Genomic DNA, 25665 nt, shown 5'->3' with positions numbered 1-25665 from the left:
CCGCCCGTCTTCGTTGATGTGCTCGATCAGCTCCATGCCCACTTCCGCGGCCATGCGATCGCGAAATTCGATCATCTCGCGAAACTTCCAGGTGGTGTTGACGTGGAGCAGAGGGAACGGTGGGGTGGCCGGGTAGAAGGCCTTGCGTGCCAGATGCAGCATCACCGAGGAATCCTTGCCGATGGAGTAGAGCATCACCGGGTTGGCAAACTCCGCAGCGACTTCGCGCAGGATGTGAATCGACTCCGCCTCGAGCTGCTTGAGATGGGTCTGGGGCTTGAATGAAGACATCAGAAGTGCTTCCTCTCTCTACATGCCCTTATGACAGGCACCGGGATCGGTGAACCGTCGTGGCAGTACGATCAGAAGAGTACGTTAGCGAGATACTGACGATAACGTAAAAGAATTAATAAACATTCTTTAAGCACATAAAGAAATATGAGAGGAAGTGATACTAGAGTTCTACCCGCTCGATCCAGGTCGTTAATCGAGAAACTTCCAGATCAATGACACGAAACCCGGGTAGCGCGTCATCGTCTACCGCAAAGTCTGCCGAGTCAGGCAGAAATTGATCGCTGGTGGCAGGACAGCCGTAGACCAGGACGTTGTCCAGCCACTGCTCAAAGGATTGATGAATGTGCCCGCAAAGGATGGCATTCACTTGAGGACAAGGCGTCAAGACCTGCCATAAAGCATCGCGATCCTTCAAGCCGATCGCGTCCATCCAGTCGGAGCCGATCGTGACCGGGGGATGATGCAGGGCTAGCAAGACAGGTCGCTCATCCTCTTTCAGACGCGTTGCCAAGGTTTCAAGCTGCTGATTCCCCAGCTCGCCATGTGGGCGTCCTTCAACCCGGGAATCGAGAAGCAACAAGCGCCAGGCACCAAGATCGATCTCGTCCTGTAACGGGTGCATCTCATTCATGAGAACGGGATCGTCGTGATTGCCCGAAAACCAGAACCAGGGGCAGCCGAAGGAGGAAAAGAGCGCTGAGGCATGACGATAGGAATCCAGGGTTTGATCCTGGCTGACATCCCCGGTCACCAGAACGATATCCGGGTCGAACGTGCGTGCCTGCTCGATGACCCTTTGCAACTGCCGCAATGGATATCCGGTACGGGAGCGAGCGTCGGGCTCGGCGTGAAGGTGACAGTCGGTAATCTGGATAAGACGCATCAGCGCAGTTCGGGCAACCGTACGGCATGGCCATGATTGAAACCATGATCCAGCCACTCACCCAGAAAGCGATTGAGCTGGAGCTTTTCGTCCGGCTGGTGCATGCGTGGGTTGGGATAGCGATAACGACCGTTGAAATGACGCTGGCGCTGGAAATCGGTGACTTCCGCCATGCGCACATCATGATAGAGATGCACCAGCATGCGCGGCGTGTCGATGAAGGCGTCAAGGACACCGGTCTGGGCCACCCGCACGATCGTGGTATAGGGAGCACATTCGAGAACTTCTAGCCATAACGTACCGAAACGGCTCGACTCTCCCGCCAGCGGTACCTCGCGCACGTCGCCGGCATCAAGATCCCCCAGCAGACGAGTCATGCGCAGATAGTTGGCTGTGCACTCTCCCTGCAGTGTCTTGAGGTCGGTTACATAGGCGGTCCTGGCCACTAAATCATCTCCTTGCTCGTAATGACGCACGTTCTCGCGCCAACCAATAAAAGGTAATCAAACACATGGCGTTGTCGAGACGACCCGCCTCCAGAAGCTCCCAGGCCCGTGCAAACGATAGCACATGCACCAGGATATCCTCGTTTTCTTCATCGAGACCGTGCACGCCTCCCAGGTTGCTCGAATCCACCAGGCCGCAGAATACGGTCACCCGCTCATTGCAGGCGCCGGGACTGGGATAGTAGGAATGCAGTTCGAACAGCTCCTGTATTTCGCACCCAGCCTCCTCCATGGCTTCCCGGCGAGCCACATCCGCCGGCATTTCTCCCGGCTCGATCAATCCGGCTACCGGCTCTAGCTTCCAGGGGCTTAGAGGATCATCCAGAGCCCCGACCCGCACCTGCTCCACCAGCACGACACGGTCGCGCTCCACGTCGTAAAGCAAAACGCCTACCGCATCATAGCGAACATGCATCTCTCGGGTGATCTCATTACTCCAACCGCCTTTGAACAGGCGATGGCGCAGATGACGTCGCTCGAGATTGAAAAACCCCTGATAAAGACACTCGGTGCGGGTCAGTTCAACATCGGCGGCACCGAAGCGCGGCGTCTCCAGCGAGTTCCCTTCGGCCATGCGTTCTCCCAGCAAAATGAAGTAAAGAGAGGATGAAATGAAGAGGGGATGATATGAAGCGCGCCTCAACAAACAATACTCTATTATCGGGGCCGTGCCCGACAATTCCAACCGCGATCGACGTTATTGAAAGAACGTCAGAAGCCTTGCCAGATCAATACTCGAGCATTGCCGGGGTATTGCCGCACAAGCATACTCGCTTCATCGGTAAGACCTGCGAGTGCTTTAGCCCGGGCCTCCTTTGGCATTTGAGTCGTGATATTCTCCCAGCGGTTCTTGAGAGAGAACAACTCGCTGTCCTGAACCAGGACGCTGGGTACGCTTAAAGCCAAGAACAGCCCCGACAGACTGGCCTTGAGTAGACGTGAATCAAGCTGCGCGGGATTCCTCATTGAATGCGTTATGGTTGTTATATGGGCTCGTGATCAGACAACAGGCCCAGCGAGAAATGCAATGAACGTTTGAATGATTCGCCACCGGTAGCAGGAAGACGCAGCAGGAAGATATTGCCATGAAAGGCCGAAACATGACGCGCTGGCGGGACCCGGCCAAGGACCCCCGTCAGGAAAAGAAGAGCGATTTGATCACCCCGGAGGGATTTGCTCGGCTCAAGGGCATCCATGATCATTTGTCTCGGGTGCGCCGCCCTGAGATATCCGCCAAGGTCGGTGAGGCTGCGGCGCTGGGGGATCGCAGTGAAAATGCCGATTACACCTACAACAAGAAAGAGCTCAACCGGGTCATCGCCCGCATCCGCTACCTGGGCAAGCGTCTGGATGAGCTTCAGGTGGTCGATCGTTTGCCTGCGGACACCAACCGCGTCTATTTCGGCGCCTTCGTGACCCTGGAGGACGAGGACGGCGAAGAACTGGCCATCCGCATCGTCGGCCACGACGAGACCGATACCGCCAAACGCTGGATTAGCGTGGATGCGCCGCTGGCCCGGACCCTGCTCGGCAAGGCCCTCGATGAAGAGGCAACCGTGGCTGCCCCGGGTGGCGAAACCACCTATATCATTACCGAGATCGACTATCGAACGCCTAACTGACAAGAAGAACACGCCGTGTAATCGTCTCAAGCAGATAGGTTTCGTCAGGTTTGTGGCCGTCCGGCGCCATGGTCTGGTCTATTTCCAGAAACGCGTGGCCGTGCACGAAGGTCCATAGCAGATAGGCATTGCGCCGCACGTCGAGATCGTCCAGTTCCCTGTTCATGTAGGTCGCGACCTCTGAAATCAAGACGTCAAAGGCCGCCTCTCCCGCCGCCTGCATATCCGCCTCCACGCCATCCCTATCCTGCTGACCGAACATCATGCGAAACACCCCCGGCTCTTTTCGAGCGAAGCCGATGTAGGCCCTGCCTATCGCAATGATTCGGTCAAGGGAGCGATGAGATTGTCTTTCCAGACTTTCCAACATCGCACTCCTCAGACGACACATCCCTTCCATGGCGACGGCCCGCATGATGTCCGGCTTGTCCTTGAAATGCTTGTAGGGCGCCGCCGTGCTGACACCGGCCAGGCGACTTGCCTCGGACACGGAGAATCCCTCCGGCCCTTTCTGTTCCAGCAGAACGCGCACGGCTTCCACCAGCTGAGCGCGCAGGTTGCCATGGTGATAGCCGGTTTTCGTCTCGACGCTCATCTTCTCTCGCTTCACGCAGAAAGTGCTTGATTCGCTGCCCAACAAGACTATCTTAATCCCATGAAAGTTAGTATCTCTTACTTAACATGAGCAGCAAAGCCGATGAACAAGAACAGTCCGCGAAGCGCGGCGCATCGACTTTGGGCGCTGGCCCTCACGGCAGTCTTTATCCTCGGAGCCGGTGCCACCGTGATGTCGGTGACGTCCGTGATTGCCAAGCGGGCGGCGCAAAGCGACGACCTGGCCCCTGCGCCAGCCCAAGAGGTACGCACTCTCACCGTCGAGCAGGCCCACAGCTACACCGTGGAGAGGCAATTCTTCGGTCAGGTCGAGGCGGGGCGCACGGCAACGGTATCCTTTGAACGAGTCGGCAACATCATCGACATTCCCGTGGAAGAAGGCGACCGCGTTGACAAGGGCGATGTGCTTGCACGGCTAGACACCCGTGTTCTAGAAGCCAACCAGCAGCGCCTCGACGCTTCCCGACAGGCTATCGAGGCGCGGGTGGAACTGGCACGCCTGACGACGGATAGGCAGAACAACCTGCGCAATCGCGGATTTGCCTCCGAGCAGGCGCTGGATCAGGCGCGTCTGGAACTGGCGGAACTCAACGCAAGGCTTGCGGAAACCAGGGCTTCACTTGCCCAGATTGCCGTCGAGCTCGATCAGTCCGTGCTGACGGCACCCTTCGATGCCCGAGTAGCCTCTCGCAGCCTGGACGAAGGCATGACCGCCTCGCCGCAACAGACGCTTCTTACCCTGCTGGAACAGACAAAACCGGTCCTGCGTGTCGGTATCGATCCTGAGCTGATCGACAGTATCACGCTTGCGGACACCCTGGAGGCCACGATCGCAGGCCAATCTCGCAAGGCCACTGTCAAGGCGCTGCGCCCCGACTTGGATGCGAGAAGCAAGACCCGCACGCTGCTGCTGACCCTGGACGATACCCAGGCGGTCATCGGCGAAACCGGCTACGTGACCTTGCAACAGCGGATCGAAGAGACGGGGCTGCGCGTGCCGACTGCTGCCCTGCAGGAGGGCGTGCGAGGGCTCTGGACGGTGATGACCGTCATCGATGGACAAGACGGACAGCAACAGGTCGCCGTGGAAGCGGTGGAGATCATTCATGCGGACGACGACTGGGCCTATGTGCGCGGCACGCTACCCCCAGGCAGTCGGGTGATCGCGGTGGGCCCGCATAGGGTGGTACCCGGGCAGGTCGTGCGCATTCGAGACGCCACGTCATGATGGAAACGCTCACCTTTCGCCAGCCACGGCTCGTGGCATTGGCGCTCATCCTGGCGATCGCCGCGGGCGCCTCGGCGCTGACCTCCATCGGCCGTCAGGAAGACCCGACGATCACCAACCTATTTGCCACCGTGACCACGGTATTCCCCGGCGCCGATCCGGAGCAGGTGGAAGCCCTGGTGACCGCCGAAATCGAGGATACGCTTCAAGAGATCGCCGAGGTCGATGTGATCGAATCGGTCTCGTCGATCGGCACTTCCATCGTCACGGTCGAACTGAACGAGCTGACTCCGGATGATCGCATCGAACAGGTCTGGGCCGAAATTCGCGACGAACTTTCCGATCTGGCGCCGACCCTTCCCGAGGAGGTACAAGAACCGGAATTCTCGACGGACGACACCGGTGCCTATGCCGCCATCATGGCGCTTAGCGCCAGACATGACGACATTCCTGTCACCATCCTGGGCCGCTATGCGGAAGATCTGGCCAAGCGTCTTCGCGCCCTACCCGGTACTGAACTGGTAGAGCTTTACGGCGTAGCCGACGACGAGGTACTGGTCCGACTCGATCCAGCCCGCAGCGCAGCACTCGGACTGACCGCCAGTGACGTATCAAACGCCATTGGCGCCGCCGATAGCCGGGGGCAGGCCGGACGCTGCGCGGAACCCAGGGCGATTTCGTGATCAATGTGGATGGCGACGTGGAAGCCTGGACCGTCTGCGGAGCGTCGTAGTGCGTCAAGGGGCGTCCGGTGAGGTGACGCGAGTGGCGGATATTGCCAGCATCACTCGCACTCCCCGGGAGCCTGTCGCGGAGATGGCCTACTACAATGGCCAGCCGACGATCCTGATCGCCGCCAAGCTGGAGAGCGGTCTGCAGGTGGATGTCTGGTCCGGGCATCTACGGGACGAACTGGCGGCCTACCAGTCCCGGGTGCCCCAAGGCTTGTCCCTGGAACTGGTGTTCGATCAGAGCCGCTACACTGCGGATCGCCTGGCCGGGGTCGGTCTCAATATGGCCATTGGCGCCGTGCTGATCGTGGGTGTTCTACTGCTGACCCTGGGACTACGATCCGCTCTTATCGTGGCGATCATCTTGCCCATCGTCACCTTTGCCACCCTGGCCACGATGAATGTCATTGGCCTGGCGATCCATCAGATGTCGGTGACAGGCCTGATCGTCGCCCTGGGACTGCTGGTGGACGCGGGCATCGTCATGACCGATGAAGTGGGTCAGCGCCTGCGAGAAGGCGTCAGTCGCCTGAAGGCGGTCCAGGCCTCGGTGCGACGCCTCTTTGCACCGCTGCTGGCATCGACGGTAACCACGGCGCTGTCCTTCACTCCGCTCATCCTGCTGCCGGGGCCGGCGGGAGACTTCGTGGGGTCCATCGCCATCGCGGTGGTGATCATGCTGAGCTGGTCCTTCATCGTGGCGATCACCTTGACCCCGGCCATCGCAGGGCGTTTCCTGAGCGCCGATGCTCATGGAGGCGGCATCCAGGGTAGACGATTGGCGCAAGGATTCGCCGCGACGCTTGCATGGGCCATCGCCAATCCAGTCAAATCCATTGCGCTTGCCCTGATCCTGCCCCTCAGCGGCCTGCTCAGCCTGCCTTCGTTGACCGCGCAGTTCTTTCCGGGGGTGGACCGCGATCAGTTCTTCATCGAGGTCGATCTCGCCCCGGGCGCCCCATTTCCGCAACGCGGGAAATAGTCGATCGAATCGGCAAGCGGTTGCGTCAGGATGACAACATCGACTCGGTGGCCTGGGTCATCGGTCGATCCGCTCCGGCCTTTTACTACAACATCACCAGTGGCCGCGACAATGCCCCTGGCTATGCTCAAGCGCTGGTCACGACCACCTCCGCGGAGGCCACAGAGGCCATTCTGCCGACACTCCAACGCGAGCTGACCTCCCGGATTGCGAACGCTCAGGTGCTGGTGCGTGGCCTGGTGCAGGGCCCACCCGTCACCGCGCCGGTGGAGCTGCGTATCGTCGGGCCAGACCTGGATAGATTGCGGGATATCGGTGACGAGGCGCGAAGAGTCATTGCGGGTCTCGATATGGTCACCCTGGCACGCAGCACCATCACCGTGGGTGGACCCAAGGTCATGGTCGATGTGAACGAGGCCGAAGCACGCAGCCTGGGGCTCGATCTTGGCGGCGTGGCGGGACAGCTTCAGGCCGGCCTGGAAGGCGTGACCGGGGGAGTGCTTCTGGAAGGCACCGAACAGCTGCCGATCCGGGTGCGCTATGGGGCCGAGACCCGGGGCGATCTGCGGCGCATCGCCGATCTTCCGATCCTGCTGCCGGATGCCGCACAGCTCTCCGCCGCGGGTGTCTGGCCGGCATTGCCGCTCTCGGCATTGGCCGATCTGCGCCTGGAACCCGGCGCCAGCGCCATCACCCGGCGCAATGGTGAGCGAGCCAATACGGTTCAAGCCTTCATTTTACGAAGTGTGCTGCCGGAAGAGGCCTTGCAGGACATTCAGAGCGAACTGGAGAGCGCCGGATTCACGCTGCCATCGGGGTATCGACTGGAGCTGGGCGGTGACAGCGATGCCCGGGCCGATACTTTAGGCAATCTGTTCGCCTCGCTCGGCATCATCATTACGCTGTCGATCGCGGCCATCGTGCTGACCTTCAACTCCTTCCGGCTTACCGCGGTGGCGCTGATCGTCTGTGTACTCTCCGCTGGGCTGAGCCTGCTGTCCTTGGCGGTCTTTCACTATCCGTTCGGCATCAACGCGATCATCGGGGTGATCGGTTCCATCGGCGTGTCGATCAATGCCGCCATCATCTTGATGACCGGTCTGCAGAATGATGCCGCGGCCCAGGACGGGGATAGAAAGGCAATGGTGTCCGTCGTGATGGGTTCGAGCCGTCACATCGTCTCGACTACCGTCACGACCTTCGGGGGGTTCCTGCCGCTGATCGTTGCCGGCGGCAGCTTCTGGCCGCCCTTCGCCATGGCGGTGGCCGGTGGTGTGCTGCTTTCAACCATCGTGTCGTTCTACTTTGTGCCGCCGGTGTTTGCGCTACTCTACGGACAACGACAACATCAAATTTCTACAGATCCCAGTCACCCGGCTTACCCATAATCCCGCTGGGCAAGCGCTCGCCAAAGGTAAAAACTCGCGGTGTTTCTGGGGTGCTCAGGTGCTGCCGGCACCACTCGGTGAGCTTTTCAGTCAGCGATCCGGCACCTTGAAGAGATGTTGATGGCACCACGAACGCCTTGAGGCGACCGCCCTCCTCATCGCTCATCAGCCGCACCTGGGCCTTGGCAACCTGGGGCAGGCTCTCCAGCAGCCGTGCGATCTTGCCTGGATAGACGTTGATGCCTGCCACCTGCACCGCCTCGTCCTTGCGCCCCTGAGGCTGAAAATAACGATGGTCCCGCCACTGCAACGTATCCGTCAGCGGGTAGTGACGACCCTGCTGGTCGTCTCGAAGCGAATCCTCGCGAGAGTCGTCACGCCGCCAGCGAGGCAGCAGACGGAAACACTCGTCCGTATCGATGCGCGCTCCGATCCCGGCAGTTTCGCTCGAACCATAGATCTCGACTATTGCCGTCAGGTTCTGGCAGCGTAACTCACGAACAATCTGCGGGTCGCTCGGCCCCGTCGAGGTCAGTCCCAGCACCTTGTTGGGAAACGCTAATCCCTGACGACTCAATAGCCGCCAGATGAAAGGAAAGCCCACGATAACGTCGCCGGCGGCGAGTCGTCGTGACTGAGCCAGCGCCAATGCCTGATAGCCCTGTACCACCGGTACCTGCAAGAGCTGGGGCAACAGCACGCTGAAGATGAAGCCGTAAATGTGATGGCAAGGCGCAAGCGCCACTATTCGTGTGACGCGATCATCCAGGACATCCTCCAGGTACTGCGAGAAATAAGCGGCCTCTTCGACCAGATCGTGCCATCGATGAACGCACACCTTCGGCGTGCCGGTACTGCCTGAGGTCGTGAAGGCAATGTCCTGCGCACCTCTTTCTCGCGCAGTCGCCACGAGACTCACCCATTCGCCAAGGGTTCTGTAGCGCAATAGATAATCCTCGAGTCCACTCTCATGCAGCTGAAAGTAGGTGTTCACTCGAGTCGCCAGTGCGATCACTTCCATCGAGTCGGCGTTGAGGGAATGAGATGGCTCTTGAGCGTCAGAGGATTCCGAGACGCCGGTAATACGCGTCGTCTCATCCCAGCGTGTGGCATCGATCTCGTGATCGCCAAGATGCCTTAGCGCTTTCAGTTCATCAGCCAATAGGGATTTCATGACGTTCATCAGACTGGAAGCGGACAATGCCAAAGCGGACATGGGACTCGTATGACCTGTAGCGATGAGAAAAGAAGACGTAAAGGCGGGTCGTCCCTGACCCTTGGAGAACCTTGGTAAATCTTGAAAAATCTTACAGGCGCTTGACGAACACCCAATAGGAACCCCCGGAAAGTGCTTTTTTCATATGCACCTTCACCTTGGTAGGCTTCATGTTGTAGTCGAAGGTGTATTCGAACAGAGTGTTCAGGTTGTCGTTCTTGACGCCTTCGTCGAAACGGCCCTTGAACTCCGGGCGATTGGTGCAAGGAGCCACGTCACGAAAGAAATTCTTGCCAATCACCTCGCTAGGATTGCGCCCGGTGATATCGCCCTCAGCGGCATTGTACTTGAGGATAGTGCCGTTCTTGTCTAGCTCGATCGCGCCGAAGGCGACATCGTTGAGTTGCTTGTCCGACATCGTCGCCAGCGAATTCTCGATGTTGTCAGAACCAAAGCTTACGATTTCCATCAACTGCTCCCTAAATGAGTGGCTTGCAGCGGTATCTTGCCTGTCAAAACCACGGCACAAAGGAAGGAATAGCCAGGTTTAAAGCTGGCTAATCGAGGCAATCACTTTTCCAGGGCGTAATCGATGGTCGTGACCACCCGGACCTTCTTGACGTCCGGGGTATAGCTGTCAAGATCCTCGATCGAGAAATAGCCTTGGCTGGCCTGCTTGATCGAGCCGAGGCGACTGCCGGAATCCTCGGCAAACTGCTGAGCAGCGCGACGCGCATCCGCGGTGGCGGCCGCAATCATCTCTGGCTTGATGCGCTCCAGATCGGTAAACAGAAATTCGGTGCGATATTCGTAGTTGGGCGACAGCAATACGCCTTCGCGAACGAGCGTCGAGGTCTGCGGCATGGCGGCCTTGACCTTCGCTACCCGGGGGCTTCGCAGTAGCACCGTGGCCTCGCCGGAATAGCGCTCTTCAGGCAGGGAATCGCCATAATTGTTGGCATGGCGATCCTGCACCTGGGGCGGAGTCACGCTGATATTAGAATCATCGAAACCTTGCTTACCCAGGAAATCTCGTATCGTTTGCTCACTCTTGGCAAGCTCCGTCTGTAGCTCACTCAATGCATCCGCCGTGACGCTATAGTGCAGGGGCCACAGCGCCACATTGGCCTGCACTTCCTGTTCGGCAAGCCCCTTGACGGTGACACTGCGACTTGCATCCCGCCATACCTGAGCGGCCTCTTTCATGTAGCTGCCGCCCCATACCAGTCCCACCGCCACCAGGGCACCCAGCGTCAACCCTTGCAGGGTTCTATCCATTGCCATCTTCGATACCTTCTTGCCAGTTCACATTGACATCATCGTTTGCGCGCCAGGTACACGCGAAAGCGTCGATCGTCCGCCAGAATCTCGAAGTCGCCAAAGGCCGCGTCGAAAAGATCGGGATAGGGTAAAAACGCATTGGCCACCACAATCAGATAGCCGCCCTTCTCGAGATGCTTGGGGGCTTCGCGAATCAAGCGAGACGCCGGGCCACGATCGATGGCTCTTTCCTGATGAAACGGCGGGTTGCTGATGATCGCACTGAAACGCTCGCCTTCCGGCAATGCGGAATAGACGTCGCTTTGACAAACGCGTCCATCCAGCTGATTGGCGGTTAACGTGCGGCGCGTGGCCTCCACCGCAAAACCACTGCTATCCATTGCCGTGACCTTGGCACCTTGCTTTGCCAACCAGGCACTGATCACGCCGTCGCCGCAGCCCACATCGAGCACGTTTGCGTCTTTTAATTTCAACGACTTGGGCAGGTTGTCGAGCAGAAGCGCCGTCCCGCTATCGAGCTTGCCGTGGCCGAATATACCAGGATGGCTGACCAGTTTCAGATCAAGAGCCTCGAAGGTCGTCCAAGCATCATCCGGTGCCAAGCTCACCCGCCCGATCCGTGTTTCGAACAGCGTACAGCGCCGGGCGTTGTCCAGCTTGCGACAGCCAAGCCCAAGCGCCGCCAGCACCTTGAGCACCCGCCGAATGCCGCCCTGGTTCTCCCCCACTACTTGCAGTCGCGTGCCTTCGGGTAGCTGCGCACATAGCGCCAAAAGCCACCACTCCCCCAGAGCATGGGCCTTGGGCCAGAACAGCACCGCCCCCGGCACTTCTTCTATAGTCGGGGCCAGATCGTCATACACCGTCGCTCCTCGCTCGCGCCAGGCCTGGACAACGCTGAGATCGGTGCTCCAAAGTGGCCCAGGCTGATCGGCAAGCCAGGGGTCCGCCGGTGGCGCCACCCATAGCCAGCCGTGATAGTCCTCGGATTGGCGTTCAAGCAATTGACAGGCAGGCGTTACGGCACTCATTCAGAACTTCCCGAAGTGTCAGGTTTATGGATGCTATACAGCAGATAGCGGCCTAGCCGCCAATGAGGATCGACATCGCAGTAGCGGCGTTCAAGCTCGAAAAGCCGGGTCAGCGTTGCCTCGTCCGGGTCGCGCTCGCGTAGATAGTCGTGGAATACGCGAATGCCAGCGACGTGTTCGATGACCAGGCCTCGTTCGGTCAACCAACCCGAGATCTGATCATGAGTCAGGGGTGAAATAGGCGTCAATCGCTGACGCTTGCCGGTGCCGGCCAGTCGATCATCGAGCGCCTTGCCTAGGTTACCCTTGACGATGTTGGAAAAACGCAGCGCATCCCGATTGAAGATCATGAGGGACAGATGGCCATCAGGGGCCAGCAACTCATCAATGACACTGATTGCCTCTTTTGGATCGGCCAGCCATTCCAGCACCGCATGACAGACGATCAACGGCCAAGGGCCCGGGGCCTGTTCCGGCAAGGCTTGAAGCGGCAGCGGCAGGAACTCCACGTTGAAATCAGCCAAGGAGCCGCGCGCTCGATCGAGCATTTCCCGAGAAGGCTCTGCCAGCGTGACGGCGTGACCTCGGCGCGCCAGCCAGCCGCTCATCTGCCCTAGCCCACCGCCGATATCCAATACCGGCTGGCCTTCGAGGGGCAAGGTGCGCGGCAACAGATGATCCAGCAGCGCCAGGCGCAGCTCACCTCGGGTCGCACCGTATAAACTGGCGGCAAACTTATCCGCCAGGCCGTCGAAGATGCGATCGCGTAAAGTCACTACAGCGCCTTTTGTAGCTGCACAAAGTAGGCCAGTCTAGCGCCCGCTCTTCCAGACTCCAACCGAATCCATGCCCTCTCGATCACTTATCAAGAGTCTGGGTTTATCTCATACTGCTGGGCGCTTATAATGCAGCCCGCTGCCAAGCACGCCCCCATAGCTCAGCTGGATAGAGCGTCCCCCTCCTAAGGGGAAGGCCTCAGGTTCGAATCCTGATGGGGGCGCCATTCGAATCAGCGTCTTACACCTGCGAACCGTCGATGACTTCATGGCCGTGGCCGACGACCATTCGACTCATGCCCCCCGCGACGCCGCACTAGCCAGTCCTCAATCCACGTAAAGACGTACCCGCGCGACTCATCGACCCCCGTCACGACATACCGAAGCGTGTAAGGGTTGTGGAGTGTCGCCTGCAGCATCGGCTCCGCTTGATGGCTACCGCAAAAGAGGACTTCGTCGCCGATCTCGAGTGAAAAATCCTTGTCCGGCAACATGACTGACTGTCCTGCCCGGCGAACGGCGAGCGCTTCGCAGGGAAGCCCCTTCGGGAACGAACATGCATCGCGGCACAGCACACCCAACGCCATCGTCCCCCCCGCATCCAGATATTCCGTCATCGCTGGCGCTTCGCTCGGGACTAGCCGGACCAGCACAGATGCGCGGGTTTCGCGCCCAGGGCTGCCTGCAGTTGGGTCACCAGCGTTTCCGTTTGAGCCGGTTCACGTTCTGCGAGCCAGTCGATAAGCTCCTGGATGAGGGGCGAGATCAGCAGCTTCAGGATCCTGCGAGCCGTTGTCAGGCTGTGCTGAAGGACCAGATCGGCTCGCGCGGCATCGAACGCGACCTGATTCTCATGACTGTTCTGGCGCACGATGCGAAACGCACCCGGGTTGAGCGCCGTCACCGACAACAGCGCATTGAGATTGTCGGAATCCCGATTCATTGCGGTGATGACGCCGGCCGCGTCGTCGACCCCCGCCGCATCCAAGGCCGAATGATCGGCTTGTGCCTGGACCAGGACCGTACATTCTCCGACAAGGTTGGTATCAACGTCCGGATCGATAATGCGAACGCCAACACCATGGGCTTGAAGACAGCAATGGATCCTATGCCCCATGCGTCCGTACCCGCACAGAATCCAGTCGCCCCGTGGAACCTGCACCGGCGCCCCGAGTTCGACGCCACGCGCGCCCACGAACCATGCATTGAGGTTGTGTAGTTCGGGGCGTGCGATCGCCCAATAGAGGAGTTGAGCGAAGATCTCGAACGGGTCGACGACCGTTACATTGTTCAGTGCTTGCAGATGGGTCTCATGGCGGGCCGAGGTCGAACGACAGATAACCTGGAGTCGCGGGTTCAGGTGCCGTGCCATCACCGCGATCTTGAGATTGGTATCGTCATCGTTCGTCAACGTCACCAGAGCCCGGCAGGCGGGGTGTTCCACACCCGCGGCCAAGAGATGTTTCGGCGCCCCGGCGTCCGCGCAAAGCCCCGGCATCGCAACGGTATAATCGCGTACGCCCAGTGCCTTGATGCGTTCCGGGTTGGAATCGAGTATCACCGCGCGCATATGGTGGTCGCTCAGGCCCCGGGCAAGCAGACTGCCGGCATCGCCGAAACCACAGAGGATGATGAAAGGTTCGTCGTTGCGTTTGACCCTGCGGGCGAATCCAACCCCGTCCATGGCCTGGATGAAATGGGGATTCTGAACCAGTCCAATTAGCGATCCGATCGCATAGAACCACGCGATGGCGCCGGTATAGAGGCAAAAGATCGCCCATAGGCGCTGTTCGTCGCTGAAGCCGCTCGGCAGTTCTCCGAAACCGGTTGTGGTAGCCGTGTAGGTGAAGAAATAGAAAGCATGGAAGAGACTCATGTAGGTCGCCTCGCCATCAATGGCGAGGCCCGGCATCAGGGCCATGCCCGTGATGCCCACCGAATACACGAACAGCAGCGCGAACAGCGGACGGCGCATATAGCGCAGCACGATCATTCCCACACGGTCGAGATCGGAGGTGGACGTCACCTGTTCAGCTCTCCCTTTGCCTATTCCGGATTGCGTCAGCCGCGCTGAACTGATCCCTGCGCTGCGCTAGCGCCGCGAGAGCAGCGTATCGCCCACCAGAATCACCGTCGCAACGATATTCGCGATCAGCGCGCCCCTCGCGATCGAGACGATATCGGTCATCTCTTCCGGCGCCGGCCCGCTCCCATCGCCGGATCCCGCGACGATCCAGACGACGCGCGCCGTGATCAACAGAAGGCTGGCAACCAGACCCGAGGCCAGCAGCAATGCCCCGATCTGGGAGCGATCTCCTAGTTTCAGGCCGATCGCGACCAGGTTGACGATGATGGCGAACGTGAGAATCCAGACATTGTGATGTGCGGTCGCCTCGACGCTACCCGCAACGAACGCATAATTGAGACTCAAGGTAAGGATGACAAAAAAACCGAATACCACGCGCTCGAAATTCATGGCCCTACTCCCGGTCGGGACGCGCCATCAGTATAGGCATGGGCCTGGGTGACCGCGAACGCCACTACCCCATGGGCTCGGGATCACGCTCTATCCTACTGAGCGGTATCAATGAAACTTATCGGAAATCTCAATCTAAATCATTGCCAGTTGACATTCTGAGTCAACTCAACAATAAATGACCACAGCCGCTGCGTGACCGTTTGGCTTCGCAGCCGTTATTAGAAACCAAAAGGAGAAAGAGATGCGTACTTCATGGATGTTATTGGCCGCCACGGCCTTTACCGCTGCCTTGGCTGCCTCCCCCACCTTTGCCGCAGACGATGAGTGTACCTTGACCATCGAAGGCAACGATCAGATGCAGTTCAACAAGGAAGAGATGACCGTTCCTGCCAGCTGCGACACAGTTACCGTGGAGCTCAAGCATACCGGTGAAATGGACAAGCAGGTGATGGGCCATAACTGGGTACTGACCAAGACCGATGACTATCAGGCAGTGGCCCAGGAAGGTACCCAGGCCGGATTGGAAAACGACTATCTGCCTCAGGACGATGATCGCATCATTGCCCATACGAAAATGATCGGCGGCGGCGAAACCACTTCCGTAGAGTTCTCCACGGACGATCTTGCCGGTGAAGACCTGACTTTCTTCTGCTCTTTCCCAGGTCATTCCGGTGTCATGAACGGCAAGTTCATCGTCGAGCAAGAGTAACGTCAAGCTAACCACTGATACGTAAAAATCGCCGGCCCAAGTGCCGGCGATGTCGTTTCAACGAACGGACGGAACGACATTGATCAGCTATTGGTCTTTCTTCAAGCCATCTGCAGGCGTTGACTGAGCGCTTGATACTGGGTTTGCAGCCCTTCAAACAGGGTTTGACGCAGCCAACTGTGCCCGGCATCCCCATGAAAACGCTCGTGCCAGATCAGCCAATAGGAAAATGGCGCCACCTCAATGGGTAGCCGGCGCAGCGCCAGCGGCCAATGATCGAGTATGCTGGCGGCCAGACATCCGGGTACACACAACAGCAGATCGCTTTGCTGAGTCGCGGAGAAGCTCGCCAGAAAATGGGGCTGACGCAGGCTGACCCGGCGCTTCAATCCATGCTTTGCCAAGGCCAGGTCCACCGCCCCCCGATCGTCACCGCCCATGCTGATCAACTGATGATCCGCAGCCAGAAAGGCATCCAACGCGAACTCTTCTTCGGGCCTGCCGGCCAACGGATGATCTTTTCGCATCACGCAAACGAAGTGGTCGCTGCCGATCTCGCGACCATGCACGCTGGCCGGTACCCGATCACCGGGTACGCAAAGCGCAAGCTCGGGCCCTCCTTCGTCGAGTTTTTGCTCGATGCTGCCGCTGTAGCCTTGAATATCCAGGCGCAAATGCGGCGCCTGCTGCTTGAGGGTTTGCCATTGGGGCACGAGAAAGGCGTGCATGCCGTAATCGGAGGTCGCCAATTGAAAGCGACGGGTCGTGCTCGCTGGATCGAATTCAGGTGGTGCCAGTAGCGCCCCTAACTCTTCCAATAGCCTTGCCAGGGGTGGCCCTAGCGCCTCTGCTCGCGCCGTCGGCTTTAGCCCGCGATGGGTTCGCACGAACAAGGGGTCGTTCAACGCCTGGCGTAGGCGAGACAGGGTGCGCGATACCGCAGGCTGGCTGAGGTTAAGCCGTTCTGCTGCTCGGGTCACGCTGCGAGAGTCCAGCAGTGCGTGCAGGGTGACCAGCGCATTGAGATCGTGATGAGCAAGGTCCGCAAGATACATAGAGTGATTGCCGTGGTGATGGTTAACGGTTTTTCAATGGCTATGTTATCAGCATAACGCATATCGTATTTAAGCAACTTGCATTGGCGTGATATTACCCAAATGACTAATCTAGGGCCATTGTTTCAAGACGATCAATTTCTGGCGTATAGGAGTCACTCATGCAAAGCCGTTATTTCACTATTCACGATCATCCTCAAGGCATGCCGAAGCGGGAGCTATTCAAACTCGAGCAACAAGATCTTGCCGAGCTACAGGATGGCGAAGTGCGTATTCGTAACACCTGGCTTTCCGTGGACCCCTACATGCGCGGACGCATGGATGGGGTGACCACCTACATCGAGCCCTTCGAGCTAGGCAAGCCTCTGGAAGGCGCCGCCGTGGGCGAAGTGATCGAGTCGCGGGATTCGCGCTTCAAGGAAGGCGACAAGGTGCGCCATATGGGCGGCTGGCGCGACGTTGCGCAACTGCCTGGCGATCAGGTCGAAGCATTGCCGGAATTTGACGTGCCAGAGCAAGCCTATCTGGGCGTGCTCGGCATGCCAGGCACCACTGCCTGGGTGGGGCTCAACCTCATCGCCGAGATGAAGGATGGCGATAACGTGCTGGTCAGCGCCGCCAGCGGTGCGGTGGGCTCTTTAGCCGTGCAGCTGGCCAAGGCCAAGGGCGGTACCGTGGTGGGTATCGCCGGCGATCAAAAGAAACTCGACTGGCTCGAATCCCAAGGCGTCAAGGCCGTGAGCTATAAAGGCAAGGACGCCAAGCAGCTGAGCGAAGACCTCAAAAACGCCTGCCCGGAGGCTTCGACGTCTATTATGAGAACGTCGGCGGCGACTGCCTGGAAGCAGCACTGAACAACCTCAAGGTCGGTGCGCGCATCGCCGTATGCGGCATGATCTCTCGTTACAACGACCAAGGCGCCAGCGCCGGACCCAGCAATCTGGCCATGATCCTCGTGCGTCGGGCGCGCATGCAGGGCTTCATCGTCTTCGATCACTGGGAACATCACGGTGACTTCTTGAAGGAATTCGGCCCCCGGGTCGCCAAAGGCGAGATCGACTATCAGGAAACCGTCGAAGAAGGGCTGGAACAGACGCCGGATGCCTTCCTAAAACTCTTCGAAGGCGGCAATCAAGGCAAGATGCTGGTCAAGCTGTAACGCCTTTCTCCCAACGCTTTAAACGAGCCTGTTCCTATCGGGACAGGCCTTGATTTCCCTATTTATCAAGGACAACCTTTATGGCACACGAAACCTTATTGACGCCGATTCGTTTTGGCAGTCTTACGCTTCCCAATCGCATACTGATGGCTCCCCTGACCCGGGCCCGCACACCAGATAGCGTTCCCGGCGAATTACAGCAAGCCTATTACGGACAGCGCGCCGGTGCCGGCCTTGTCATCAGCGAGGCAACCAACATCTCCCCCACCGCTCGGGGCTACGTCTATACGCCGGGCATCTGGACCGACGAACAGGAAGCCGGCTGGAAGAAGGTGGTGAACGCGGTTCACGCTAAGGGTGGTCGCATGGCGCTACAGCTTTGGCACGTAGGCCGGGTATCCCACGAGATGGTGCAACCCGACGGCCAGGCGCCGGTAGCCCCCAGCGCTCTCAAGGGTGAAGGCGCCCAATGTTACGTAGAGTTCGAGGACGGCAGCGCCGGACGCCATGAAACCAGCACGCCCCGGGCCCTGGAAACCGACGAGATCGCTGGTGTGGTTGAAGATTATCGCCAAGCGGCGATCCGCGCCAAGCGTGCCGGTTTCGACATGGTCGAGTTACATGCGGCCAACGCCTACCTGCTCAACCAGTTCCTGGCCACCGGCAGCAATCAGCGCACCGATCAATACGGCGGCTCGGTGGAAAACCGCGCCCGCTTTCCGTTGGAAGCACTCGACGCGGTGGCGGAAGTATTCGGCCCGGAACGTACCGGCATTCGCCTATCGCCGTATATCGAGATCTTCGGTTTGACCGACGATGAGCCGGAAGAGATGGCTTTCTACATGGCGGAGCAGCTCTCAAAGCGTGGCATCGCCTATTTGCATATTAACGAGCCGGACTGGGCCGGGGGGGACATCAAGCTGACGAATGATTTTCGTCGCGCCCTGCGAGAGCGCTTCAAGGGCAGCCTGATCTTTTGCGGCCACTACGACGCAGAAAGCGCCGAACGCATCATTGGTGACGGCATCGCTGACGCCGTGGCCATCGGTCGACCCTATATCGCCAACCCGGATCTGGTCGAACGGTTCCGTCTAGGCGCCGCGCTCAACGAGCCCAATCCGGACACCTTCTACGGCGGTAAGGAAGAAGGCTATACGGACTATCCCTTCCTGGATAATGGCTACGACCGGATGTCGTCCTGATCAAGTAGCTTCTGCGCTAGACACAACGCCGGCAGGGTCCATAAACCCTACCGGCGTTGACATTGGTACGAATGAATTTTAAAGATTCACACGACGTTATTTCAGATGGTTGACCACCGCATCGAAAAACACCATGGGGTCGACCATGTGCTTGCCCAAGGGCTTTGGTTCCGCTGCGTTCTGCGCAATCACGACATTCTCGGCAGGATTCACGTAGACGTATTGCCCTTGGATACCCACTGCGGCAAACGCCCCGTCGCGCTTGGAGTCGGGGGTCCAGCCTGTCCACCACATATAGCCATAATCCAGCACCTCACCATCTGCCAAGGTCTTGGGTGTGGTCGCCTCGTCAACCCAGCCCTCGGGCAGCACGCGAGTATCATCGATCATTCCATCTTCCAGTATGAATTGACCAAACCTGGCATAGTCGCGCAGCGTTGCCCCTATTCCGCTGCCGCCTATTTCCATTCCATCGGGGGATGCCAGCCACCAGGTTGCATCGCTTTCCATGCCGTAGGGTTGCCAGAGCTTTTCAGATAAATACTCCGCCAAAGGCTGATCGAGCGCACCATCGAGTATTGCCGCCAGGATCTGCGTTTCGCCGGTGCTGTAGTTGTTCACTGTGCCAGGCTCTGCGGCACGGGAAAGCCCTGCCATGACTTCCATGGCCCCGCCTGGCTCCTGGGCAATCTGTGCTCGCAAAAGATCTCGACGATCAGAATTGATATCCGTATAGGTTTCGTTCCAGGCCACACCGGAAGACATCATCAGAATGTTTCTGAGCGTGACGCCATCGTAGGCAGAGCCTTCAAGCTCGGGCACGTAGTCCACGACCTGAGCATCCAAGCCCTTGATCAAGCCATCCTGAATCGCCATGCCCGCCAGGGTGGACGAAATCGATTTAGCCACCGACATGGACATCCAGCGAGTGTCCCGATGATTGTCTCTCTGATAGGTCTCGTACACCACCTCGCCGTTCTTCAAGACGATCAGGCCTGCAATGCTATTGAGCGCCAGGTAGTCATAGATATCGTAGCTCTTTCCACCAGAGTCCACCGACAACCCGTCGATCGACCGTGAAGACGCAGAAAGGGGTCTGGGTGTTTGCCCGGCCTCGATAATGCGAGACGGAAACAGCCGATGAATATTTCTAAAGGTGCTGACTGCGAGATCCGGTGTCAGCTGGCCGCTGTAGACTGCTTCCACGTCGCCGATGGGCTCATCGGCATGACGATAGTCCGAGCCCAGCGCGGCGGATGATATCAGGGCAAGGCTTGCCAGAATGGCAGGCAGACCGCAAATTCGAGGGGTTTTTTGCTTATCAATAGGGTCTGACAATATTGCGTCAACAGGCTCGTAAAGCTTCATCGGAATTGTCCTTGTCTTGTTGTGCTCTTGAGCCAATTAACGCGCGGGGCTGCAGAACATCAGAAACTTGATATCAGTTATCCATTAAATTAGTTCAAAAAGAGAAAAAAGCGCCAATTATTTTGGTTATCGTCATTTAGCTTTTCCATGCCGCATTAAAACCAAGCCGCCATTAAAATAAAGTTACATATTAACAACACAGTGACACTCGCATGGAACCCACTTCATCTTCTTCAAGCGCATCGTTCAACGATTTCATGCTTTCTTTGAAAGAGGCCAAGAACGATCCCATTTATCGTTTGCGTGAAGCCAATAGAAAACTCAGAGAAGCAACCCTCAAGATGAAAATTGCCAACTCACGAGTGCAATACAGTCTTCTCGATCTCAAGTTTGAACTTCTGCAGATTCAACAGCGTTTGCATGAGCTCGACTCCAAAACTGAAAAATAACAGAACCATCATCATAGTTCCGCCTTTCCAGCCTCCTTCAAGGAGGCTTATATAATCTTGTGGCTCTAAACTAGAAGTACGACTTGTCAAATTGTCGTTCCATAGCCCCTTTTATTTCTTTTTTTGTTAAAAAAAAGCACGTTAGCGGATAGCTAACGTGCAATAACGATCAAACACAGGTTACAACCAGAACTACCGAACATTTAAAATAATATAAAATTTAAATAAGTATTTTTTTAACAGTCAAAACATAAAGTTTTTATTATTTAAAAAACCATCACTTTTACTCATCCCATCATTTGACCGCACATCTCTTGATTGGCTTGAAGTGCATCAAAATAATTTTGGAACCGGTGAATTTCCCGTACCTTACCCCCGGTAGTTTCCTGAAGCACCCAATGGTCTGGTTTTCTGAGCTTGTGACCATTGCCGGTTGTAGTAGGAGTAATCTTGAAACTGCGCTTAGCCATATCGTTCACTCATGTCATCTGCGGAACACGAGACAATAATGAAACATTACAGAACGAATTGAAATATTATTTTACTCAGTAACTAAATGTAACAAATGCTTTTAAAACTAGTACTCCCGGTACTAGGAATCTAAAAGCAAAGGGGAAACTGTGAGGTGCGGCCAAGCGAAATAGAATTTTCAGAAGCGACATAAATACTGCAGGTAATTGATAAATCTTGAATTTTTACCAATAAAACTATGGCTCTTCAGCGGATACGGTAGCGTTTCTTCCTTGCTCCTTGGCTTGATAGCTTGCACGGTCGGCCCGCTGCATTGGGATGTCGATGTGGCTGTCCCCTTCCCGTAAAACCGTCACACCGATGCTTAGTGTCACTTTGTAACATTTGTTTTCATGTTCGACGCTTATCGTCTCGACGGATTGACGAAGAATGTCTGCCATTTTCATGGCATGCCCAAGGCCGCATCCTGGCAGTAACAGAGCAAACTCATCTCCGCCGTAGCGGGACACGAAATCGCTTTTTCGAACCTTGCCGATAATCAATGTGGCAATATGCTTGAGCATTGTGTCACCCAACGCATGTCCGCCTTCATCATTGATGGGTTTGAAATGGTCCAGGTCGAACAGAATCAGTGCAGAGGGCGTGCCACTTTTGAGACGATCAATCAGCGCCTCTTCCAATCGACGCTCAAAGCCCCGCCGGTTGAGTAGTCCCGTCAACGGATCATGCTCTGCCTCCCATCGCTGCAGCGCTTCCATTTCGCGAGTATGGGTAATGTCCTTGAATGTACCCACATAGCCTAACGGCCGTTTACTACGCAGTCTCACGAGAGACACATGCGACTCAACCCAAATCGTTTCACCGGATGCTTTGATGTAGCGGTATTGACGCTGAAAGTCACGCCCGGTTGCCAAGGTGTAGTGCCAGTGGTCGCTAACGTCATGCTGATCGTCCGCGTGGACATAGGCAGTATAGCCTTGCTGTTGCAACACCTTGAAATCGTAGCCGGTCAGTTGACACAAAGCAGGATTAGCATAGCGCAGCCCCCCTTCCAGACCGTAGACGAACATGCCTACCGGAGAAGAACGCAGCACTGCATCCAGGAATGCCTGCCGATCAAGCATCGTGGATTCAGCCTGACGCTGTTTTTTCAATACCTGATTAAAGGTTTCTGCGACGCGTCTTATTTCGATAGCGTGGGTATCAAGTTCGATTCGCTGCCGTCGACCTTTCCCTACCCCCGCGATCTGTCGCTCAAGCCGATGCATGGGAAGCAGCGCCAGCCTCAGCAGCCACCAGAGCAATATGAACATGACTGCTCCGGTCAGCGCTCCAACCATCCATAGATTACGTACAAACCATTGCAATGGCTGAAACGCTTGAGACTGAGGCAACATGATGCCTACGATCCAGTTCGCCGACCACACCTGACGGTAAGCTTGCAGCGCCTGCTGCCCTGTCAGCAAAGGTGCACTGGCCATGCCTTGCCAACCGGAAAGTGCCAGATCAAGCCATGGGTTTTGATGGGACGTTGGCACGGACTGCATGATCAAGTCCTGGTCTGGATGTACCAATATCTTACTCGAGGCCGTCATGATGACGGCGAATCCTTGTTTACCGATACGGATACGACGCAGCTTGTCGAAAAAGCTACCATTCAGAATCTTGGCAACCCCACCCACGACGCCAGAAAATTCACCGGCTTCATCAAGCAACGGCACACTGAAAACGATAAGCGGTTCATCGCTGGCGCGCCCGGGAAAAGGCTCACTGACATAGGGGCGAGAGACATGACGTTGAAATTGAAAATATTCCGATGTACTAACGCTCAGCCCTTCGCGGCCATTTATTCTGGGCCAATCCGCCAACACATGACCGTCCTTTGCAATTAGGACCAGACCATCGAACAGCGACAAAAGCGCATCGTTGCGCTTCAATTCCAGGGATAATTCCGTGGATGCACGCGATTTAAAAGTACCGATCTGGAAAGCCAAACGCTGTAACGCCTCAAAGCGTAACTGCACTTCCTGATCGATTTCTTCAGCGATCATGCGGGCTTCGTATTCGAGATGTTCATTGGCCACCTCTCGAATCAACGACTGACCGGAATGCCAGGTAGAGATCAAAATAACGGCCATCCCCAAGAGCCAGCCAAATGCCAGTCCAAGCAGTAGCCGTTTATGCATCGATCCAATGCCAAATGCCGGAAGCCCTATCCCTTTAAGTTTTGGTAATTTTAACCATGTCACTCTACGTTCTCCGGGGTCACCTGAGCCTGAACGTGCGGGAATATCTCATCATCCGAACATTTCATCGGTTTTTTGTCCGTTTACTTTAACTCGGATCAATGTTGATCAAGCTTCGAAAAGATGCTTATTCTGTTGCGATACGTTCCTATAGGAGTTAGTCATGAGCCAAGGAGATATTCGTCTTAAACGCGCCTACGACGCCCCCGCCAACAATGACGGCAAGCGCATACTGGTCGATGGTATGTGGCCCCGAGGGGTCAAAAAGGAAGAAGCCGATATCGATGAGTGGCTGAAGGCGCTGGCACCGAGCAAGGAACTGCGCCAGTGGTTCGGTCATGATCCGAACAAATGGGAAGAATTCCAGCGACGGTACAAGGAAGAACTAAAGGATTGCCAGGACGCGATGAAACAACTACAGGAATATCACAAGGATGGTCGCGTCACGCTCGTCTTTGCAGCAAAGGATGAAAAGCATAACAACGCCGTAGTGCTCAAGCACGTATTACAAAAAAACGATTGAAGTAAAATAACCCTCTTTTATGATCGCATCGCGTGAGTGCATGACGAACCCAAGAAAAAGCCGGCCATAAAGGCCGGCTTCTATATCACAGGATCTGTGATCGATTAAGGGCTTGCTTAGAATGCGTAGACCGCACCTACTGCAACGCCGTCACCACGATCATTCTGGTCATCGTACCAAGCGCCTTCGATAAAGGTGTACATGGCAGAGGAAATGTCGTAGGTCGCACCCAGAACGATCTCGTTACGAGAGTCGCTGTCGCGCGCTTCGTTGGTATCGCTTGGCAGATCGCCATCGCTGGCCAGATCGCCAACGGTGTCGCCAAAGTCGGAACCGCCTACGTCAACATACTGATAGGCGCCGTAGATGTCGCCGTAGCCGTAGCCGTAGCGAGCGCCAAGGCCGTAACGGTTTTCGGACTGAACATAGGTTTCGTCACCGGACTCGTAACGCTCATACTTGAGCGCCAGACGCAGCGCGTCGATGGTGTACTGGAAAGTCACACCATACTGCTCACCGGCATCGAATTTACCGCCGCCTTCGTCGATGACGTTACCAGCCTCATCAAAGCGAGCGAGGTAAGTATCACCAGTGACGTCACCCTCGAGGTTGTCGAGGTTGTCATACACGCCGGCCACGGAGAAGCCACCAACGGTGTACTTCAGACCACCGTAGAAAGAGGCGTTGCCAGAGTCCGAAACGTTTTCGTTTTCGCCGTCACCCTTGTATTGAGAACCCACGGCAAACTGCAGACCGCCGAAGGAAGGTGACATGTACTGAATGCGGTCGCCTTCGTTGTCGTTGTCTTCATTCTGGGTGTTGGCACCATCGTCACCAGTAACGGGGCCGTCGGTGAGGTCGAAGTATTCGTTGTTGGAAACCGGATCTTGAATCCAGTCATCCATCAGGCGGTCCCAGGAGCCCAAGCGCGCGTCACCGAAGTTACCCTTCAAGCCGAGGTAGGCCTGGTCACTGCGGGAGATACCGTCTTCGTTATTGCTGCCCTTGGCTTCGTCGGCGTTGAATTCCCACTCCGCCTTGAAGTAGCCGGTCAGGCCCGGATTGATGACGTGCTGGCCGGTCACACCGAAGGTGGAACCGTTATCCAGAATCTCATCCCGAGTGTCGCCTTCATTATCTTTCTGACTGGCATAGGCAATCTGGAGGTTGCCGTAGAGATCAAGCTGCGTGCCGTCCTGATTGTAAACAGTCGCGGCCTGGGCAGCTGCGGAGGCACCGATGGCGCCGGCAATGGCAGTTACTAAGAGCGTCTTTTTCATCGCATTAGTTCCTTAAACTAACTTACTGTTCGATCGTTGTTTGCTTATGCAGTCAGCTTGCCAGGCGTCGCCACTGTGTTAAGAGGGGTTGCCATTGGTCAAGCCTTGTTATTATCCAATGCTCGCAGGGGAAACCTTATACTGGGTCTTTCAGGAACGCAACAAGAAAAA

General features: G+C 56.8%; 25 protein-coding genes, 1 tRNA gene and 2 pseudogenes. 10 read left to right on the top strand and 18 right to left on the bottom strand.

Features of this window, described 5'->3' with window-relative positions:
• The 5 genes from CH74_RS16215 to CH74_RS16195 all read right to left on the bottom strand — a co-directional run.
• Window positions 1–291 (bottom strand): phosphoadenosine phosphosulfate reductase family protein (locus CH74_RS16215; RefSeq protein WP_048308565.1); only part of this gene is annotated, 291 nt, incomplete at its 3' end.
• A gap of 163 nt (window positions 292–454) precedes the next feature.
• Window positions 455–1177, bottom strand: coding sequence for a phosphodiesterase (locus tag CH74_RS16210; RefSeq protein ID WP_048308564.1), 723 nt, complete (start codon window positions 1175–1177; stop codon window positions 455–457).
• Window positions 1177–1623: a DUF1249 domain-containing protein gene (locus CH74_RS16205; protein ID WP_048308563.1), complete on the bottom strand. Its 447-nt coding sequence runs from the start codon at window positions 1621–1623 to the stop codon at window positions 1177–1179. Before CH74_RS16205 ends, CH74_RS16210 begins: the two co-directional genes overlap by 1 nt.
• A 4-nt stretch (window positions 1624–1627) precedes the next feature.
• Window positions 1628–2257 carry an NUDIX domain-containing protein gene (locus tag CH74_RS16200; protein ID WP_048308562.1) on the bottom strand — a complete coding sequence of 210 codons (630 nt, stop codon included), beginning with the start codon at window positions 2255–2257 and terminating at the stop codon, window positions 1628–1630.
• A gap of 137 nt (window positions 2258–2394) precedes the next feature.
• The gene (locus tag CH74_RS16195; RefSeq protein ID WP_053070811.1) at window positions 2395–2649 is read right to left on the bottom strand and encodes a hypothetical protein; all 255 of its coding nucleotides are present in this window, start codon (window positions 2647–2649) and stop codon (window positions 2395–2397) included.
• Window positions 2650–2768: 119 nt separating this feature from the next.
• On the opposite strand from CH74_RS16195, the gene greB reads away from it, so the two are divergent.
• Window positions 2769–3305, top strand: a complete 537-nt coding sequence (gene greB, locus CH74_RS16190; RefSeq protein WP_082140465.1) for a transcription elongation factor GreB — start codon at window positions 2769–2771, stop codon at window positions 3303–3305.
• Here the strand turns inward: greB and CH74_RS16185 are convergent.
• On the bottom strand, window positions 3298–3900 hold the full coding sequence (locus tag CH74_RS16185; RefSeq protein ID WP_048308560.1) for a TetR/AcrR family transcriptional regulator: 603 nt from the start codon (window positions 3898–3900) through the stop codon (window positions 3298–3300). The two genes, greB and CH74_RS16185, sit on opposite strands and share 8 nt — an antisense overlap.
• Window positions 3901–4002: 102 nt before the next feature.
• Between CH74_RS16185 and CH74_RS16180 the strand changes: the two genes are divergently transcribed.
• The 3 genes and pseudogenes from CH74_RS16180 (at window position 4003) to CH74_RS20140 (ending at window position 8249) form a co-directional block, all read left to right on the top strand.
• Window positions 4003–5148: an efflux RND transporter periplasmic adaptor subunit gene (locus CH74_RS16180; RefSeq protein WP_048308559.1), complete on the top strand. Its 1146-nt coding sequence runs from the start codon at window positions 4003–4005 to the stop codon at window positions 5146–5148.
• Window positions 5145–5831 (top strand): efflux RND transporter permease subunit, encoded by a 687-nt coding sequence (locus tag CH74_RS19060; RefSeq protein ID WP_216594786.1) that lies wholly within the window; start codon window positions 5145–5147, stop codon window positions 5829–5831. Before CH74_RS16180 ends, CH74_RS19060 begins: the two co-directional genes overlap by 4 nt.
• A pseudogene (locus CH74_RS20140) lies at window positions 5752–8249 on the top strand (efflux RND transporter permease subunit). Before CH74_RS19060 ends, CH74_RS20140 begins: the two are co-directional and overlap by 80 nt.
• Here CH74_RS20140 and CH74_RS16170 read toward each other — a convergent pair.
• The 5 genes from CH74_RS16170 to CH74_RS16150 all read right to left on the bottom strand — a co-directional run bounded on the left by CH74_RS16170 (window position 8218) and on the right by CH74_RS16150 (window position 12553).
• On the bottom strand, window positions 8218–9465 hold the full coding sequence (locus tag CH74_RS16170; RefSeq protein ID WP_053070810.1) for an AMP-binding protein: 1248 nt from the start codon (window positions 9463–9465) through the stop codon (window positions 8218–8220). The pseudogene CH74_RS20140 and the gene CH74_RS16170 sit on opposite strands and share 32 nt — an antisense overlap.
• A 91-nt stretch (window positions 9466–9556) precedes the next feature.
• The gene (pyp, locus tag CH74_RS16165; RefSeq protein ID WP_048308558.1) at window positions 9557–9934 is read right to left on the bottom strand and encodes a photoactive yellow protein; all 378 of its coding nucleotides are present in this window, start codon (window positions 9932–9934) and stop codon (window positions 9557–9559) included.
• A gap of 101 nt (window positions 9935–10035) precedes the next feature.
• Window positions 10036–10749: an SIMPL domain-containing protein gene (locus tag CH74_RS16160; RefSeq protein ID WP_253273099.1), complete on the bottom strand. Its 714-nt coding sequence runs from the start codon at window positions 10747–10749 to the stop codon at window positions 10036–10038.
• A 32-nt stretch (window positions 10750–10781) separates the two neighbouring features.
• A complete protein-coding gene (locus tag CH74_RS16155) occupies window positions 10782–11777 on the bottom strand; it encodes a methyltransferase (RefSeq protein WP_048308555.1) in 996 nt (331 codons plus the stop codon).
• The gene (locus tag CH74_RS16150) at window positions 11774–12553 is read right to left on the bottom strand and encodes a methyltransferase domain-containing protein (RefSeq protein WP_048308553.1); all 780 of its coding nucleotides are present in this window, start codon (window positions 12551–12553) and stop codon (window positions 11774–11776) included. The genes CH74_RS16155 and CH74_RS16150 overlap by 4 nt, the downstream gene beginning before the upstream one ends.
• A gap of 150 nt (window positions 12554–12703) precedes the next feature.
• Between CH74_RS16150 and CH74_RS16145 the strand changes: the two genes are divergently transcribed.
• A tRNA-Arg gene (locus CH74_RS16145) sits at window positions 12704–12780 on the top strand.
• A 410-nt stretch (window positions 12781–13190) separates the two neighbouring features.
• Here CH74_RS16145 and CH74_RS16135 read toward each other — a convergent pair.
• Together CH74_RS16135 and CH74_RS16130 are read right to left on the bottom strand one after the other, a co-directional pair.
• Window positions 13191–14579, bottom strand: a complete 1389-nt coding sequence (locus CH74_RS16135; RefSeq protein ID WP_048308550.1) for a TrkA family potassium uptake protein — start codon at window positions 14577–14579, stop codon at window positions 13191–13193.
• Between the two features lie 66 nt (window positions 14580–14645).
• The gene (locus CH74_RS16130; protein ID WP_048308549.1) at window positions 14646–15029 is read right to left on the bottom strand and encodes a DUF6394 family protein; all 384 of its coding nucleotides are present in this window, start codon (window positions 15027–15029) and stop codon (window positions 14646–14648) included.
• A gap of 244 nt (window positions 15030–15273) precedes the next feature.
• On the opposite strand from CH74_RS16130, the gene azu reads away from it, so the two are divergent.
• Complete coding sequence (gene azu, locus CH74_RS16125) at window positions 15274–15741, top strand: azurin (protein ID WP_156181566.1); 468 nt, start codon at window positions 15274–15276, stop codon at window positions 15739–15741.
• A 101-nt stretch (window positions 15742–15842) separates the two neighbouring features.
• Here azu and CH74_RS16120 read toward each other — a convergent pair whose 3' ends face one another.
• Window positions 15843–16796, bottom strand: coding sequence for a LysR family transcriptional regulator (locus tag CH74_RS16120; protein WP_048308548.1), 954 nt, complete (start codon window positions 16794–16796; stop codon window positions 15843–15845).
• Window positions 16797–16957: 161 nt separating this feature from the next.
• Here CH74_RS16120 and CH74_RS16115 point away from each other — a divergent pair.
• Window positions 16958–17955, top strand: a pseudogene (locus tag CH74_RS16115) (NADP-dependent oxidoreductase).
• Window positions 17956–18035: 80 nt separating this feature from the next.
• The gene (locus CH74_RS16110) at window positions 18036–19157 is read left to right on the top strand and encodes an alkene reductase (protein WP_048308547.1); all 1122 of its coding nucleotides are present in this window, start codon (window positions 18036–18038) and stop codon (window positions 19155–19157) included.
• A gap of 96 nt (window positions 19158–19253) precedes the next feature.
• Here CH74_RS16110 and CH74_RS16105 read toward each other — a convergent pair whose 3' ends face one another.
• Window positions 19254–20525 (bottom strand): serine hydrolase, encoded by a 1272-nt coding sequence (locus tag CH74_RS16105; protein WP_082140464.1) that lies wholly within the window; start codon window positions 20523–20525, stop codon window positions 19254–19256.
• 212 nt (window positions 20526–20737) lie between these two features.
• Here CH74_RS16105 and CH74_RS16100 point away from each other — a divergent pair, with 212 nt between their 5' ends.
• On the top strand, window positions 20738–20974 hold the full coding sequence (locus CH74_RS16100) for a hypothetical protein (RefSeq protein ID WP_048308546.1): 237 nt from the start codon (window positions 20738–20740) through the stop codon (window positions 20972–20974).
• A gap of 287 nt (window positions 20975–21261) precedes the next feature.
• On the opposite strand, the gene CH74_RS16095 is transcribed toward CH74_RS16100, so the two are convergent.
• The gene (locus CH74_RS16095) at window positions 21262–21444 is read right to left on the bottom strand and encodes a hypothetical protein (RefSeq protein WP_048308544.1); all 183 of its coding nucleotides are present in this window, start codon (window positions 21442–21444) and stop codon (window positions 21262–21264) included.
• Between the two features lie 237 nt (window positions 21445–21681).
• Window positions 21682–23631: a diguanylate cyclase gene (locus CH74_RS16090; RefSeq protein ID WP_048308543.1), complete on the bottom strand. Its 1950-nt coding sequence runs from the start codon at window positions 23629–23631 to the stop codon at window positions 21682–21684.
• 223 nt (window positions 23632–23854) lie between these two features.
• Here CH74_RS16090 and CH74_RS16085 point away from each other — a divergent pair, with 223 nt between their 5' ends.
• The gene (locus tag CH74_RS16085) at window positions 23855–24214 is read left to right on the top strand and encodes a DUF488 domain-containing protein (RefSeq protein ID WP_048308541.1); all 360 of its coding nucleotides are present in this window, start codon (window positions 23855–23857) and stop codon (window positions 24212–24214) included.
• Window positions 24215–24330: 116 nt separating this feature from the next.
• On the opposite strand, the gene CH74_RS16080 is transcribed toward CH74_RS16085, so the two are convergent.
• Window positions 24331–25494 carry a porin gene (locus tag CH74_RS16080; RefSeq protein WP_048308539.1) on the bottom strand — a complete coding sequence of 388 codons (1164 nt, stop codon included), beginning with the start codon at window positions 25492–25494 and terminating at the stop codon, window positions 24331–24333.
• Window positions 25495–25665 lie beyond the last annotated feature (171 nt).

Source organism: Halomonas sp. PR-M31 (assembly GCF_001039575.1).
In the GTDB taxonomy this organism is placed as follows: domain Bacteria; phylum Pseudomonadota; class Gammaproteobacteria; order Pseudomonadales; family Halomonadaceae; genus Modicisalibacter.
Note: the sequence above shows the minus strand (reverse complement) of the source record. Positions and strands in the feature narration are given on the sequence as shown.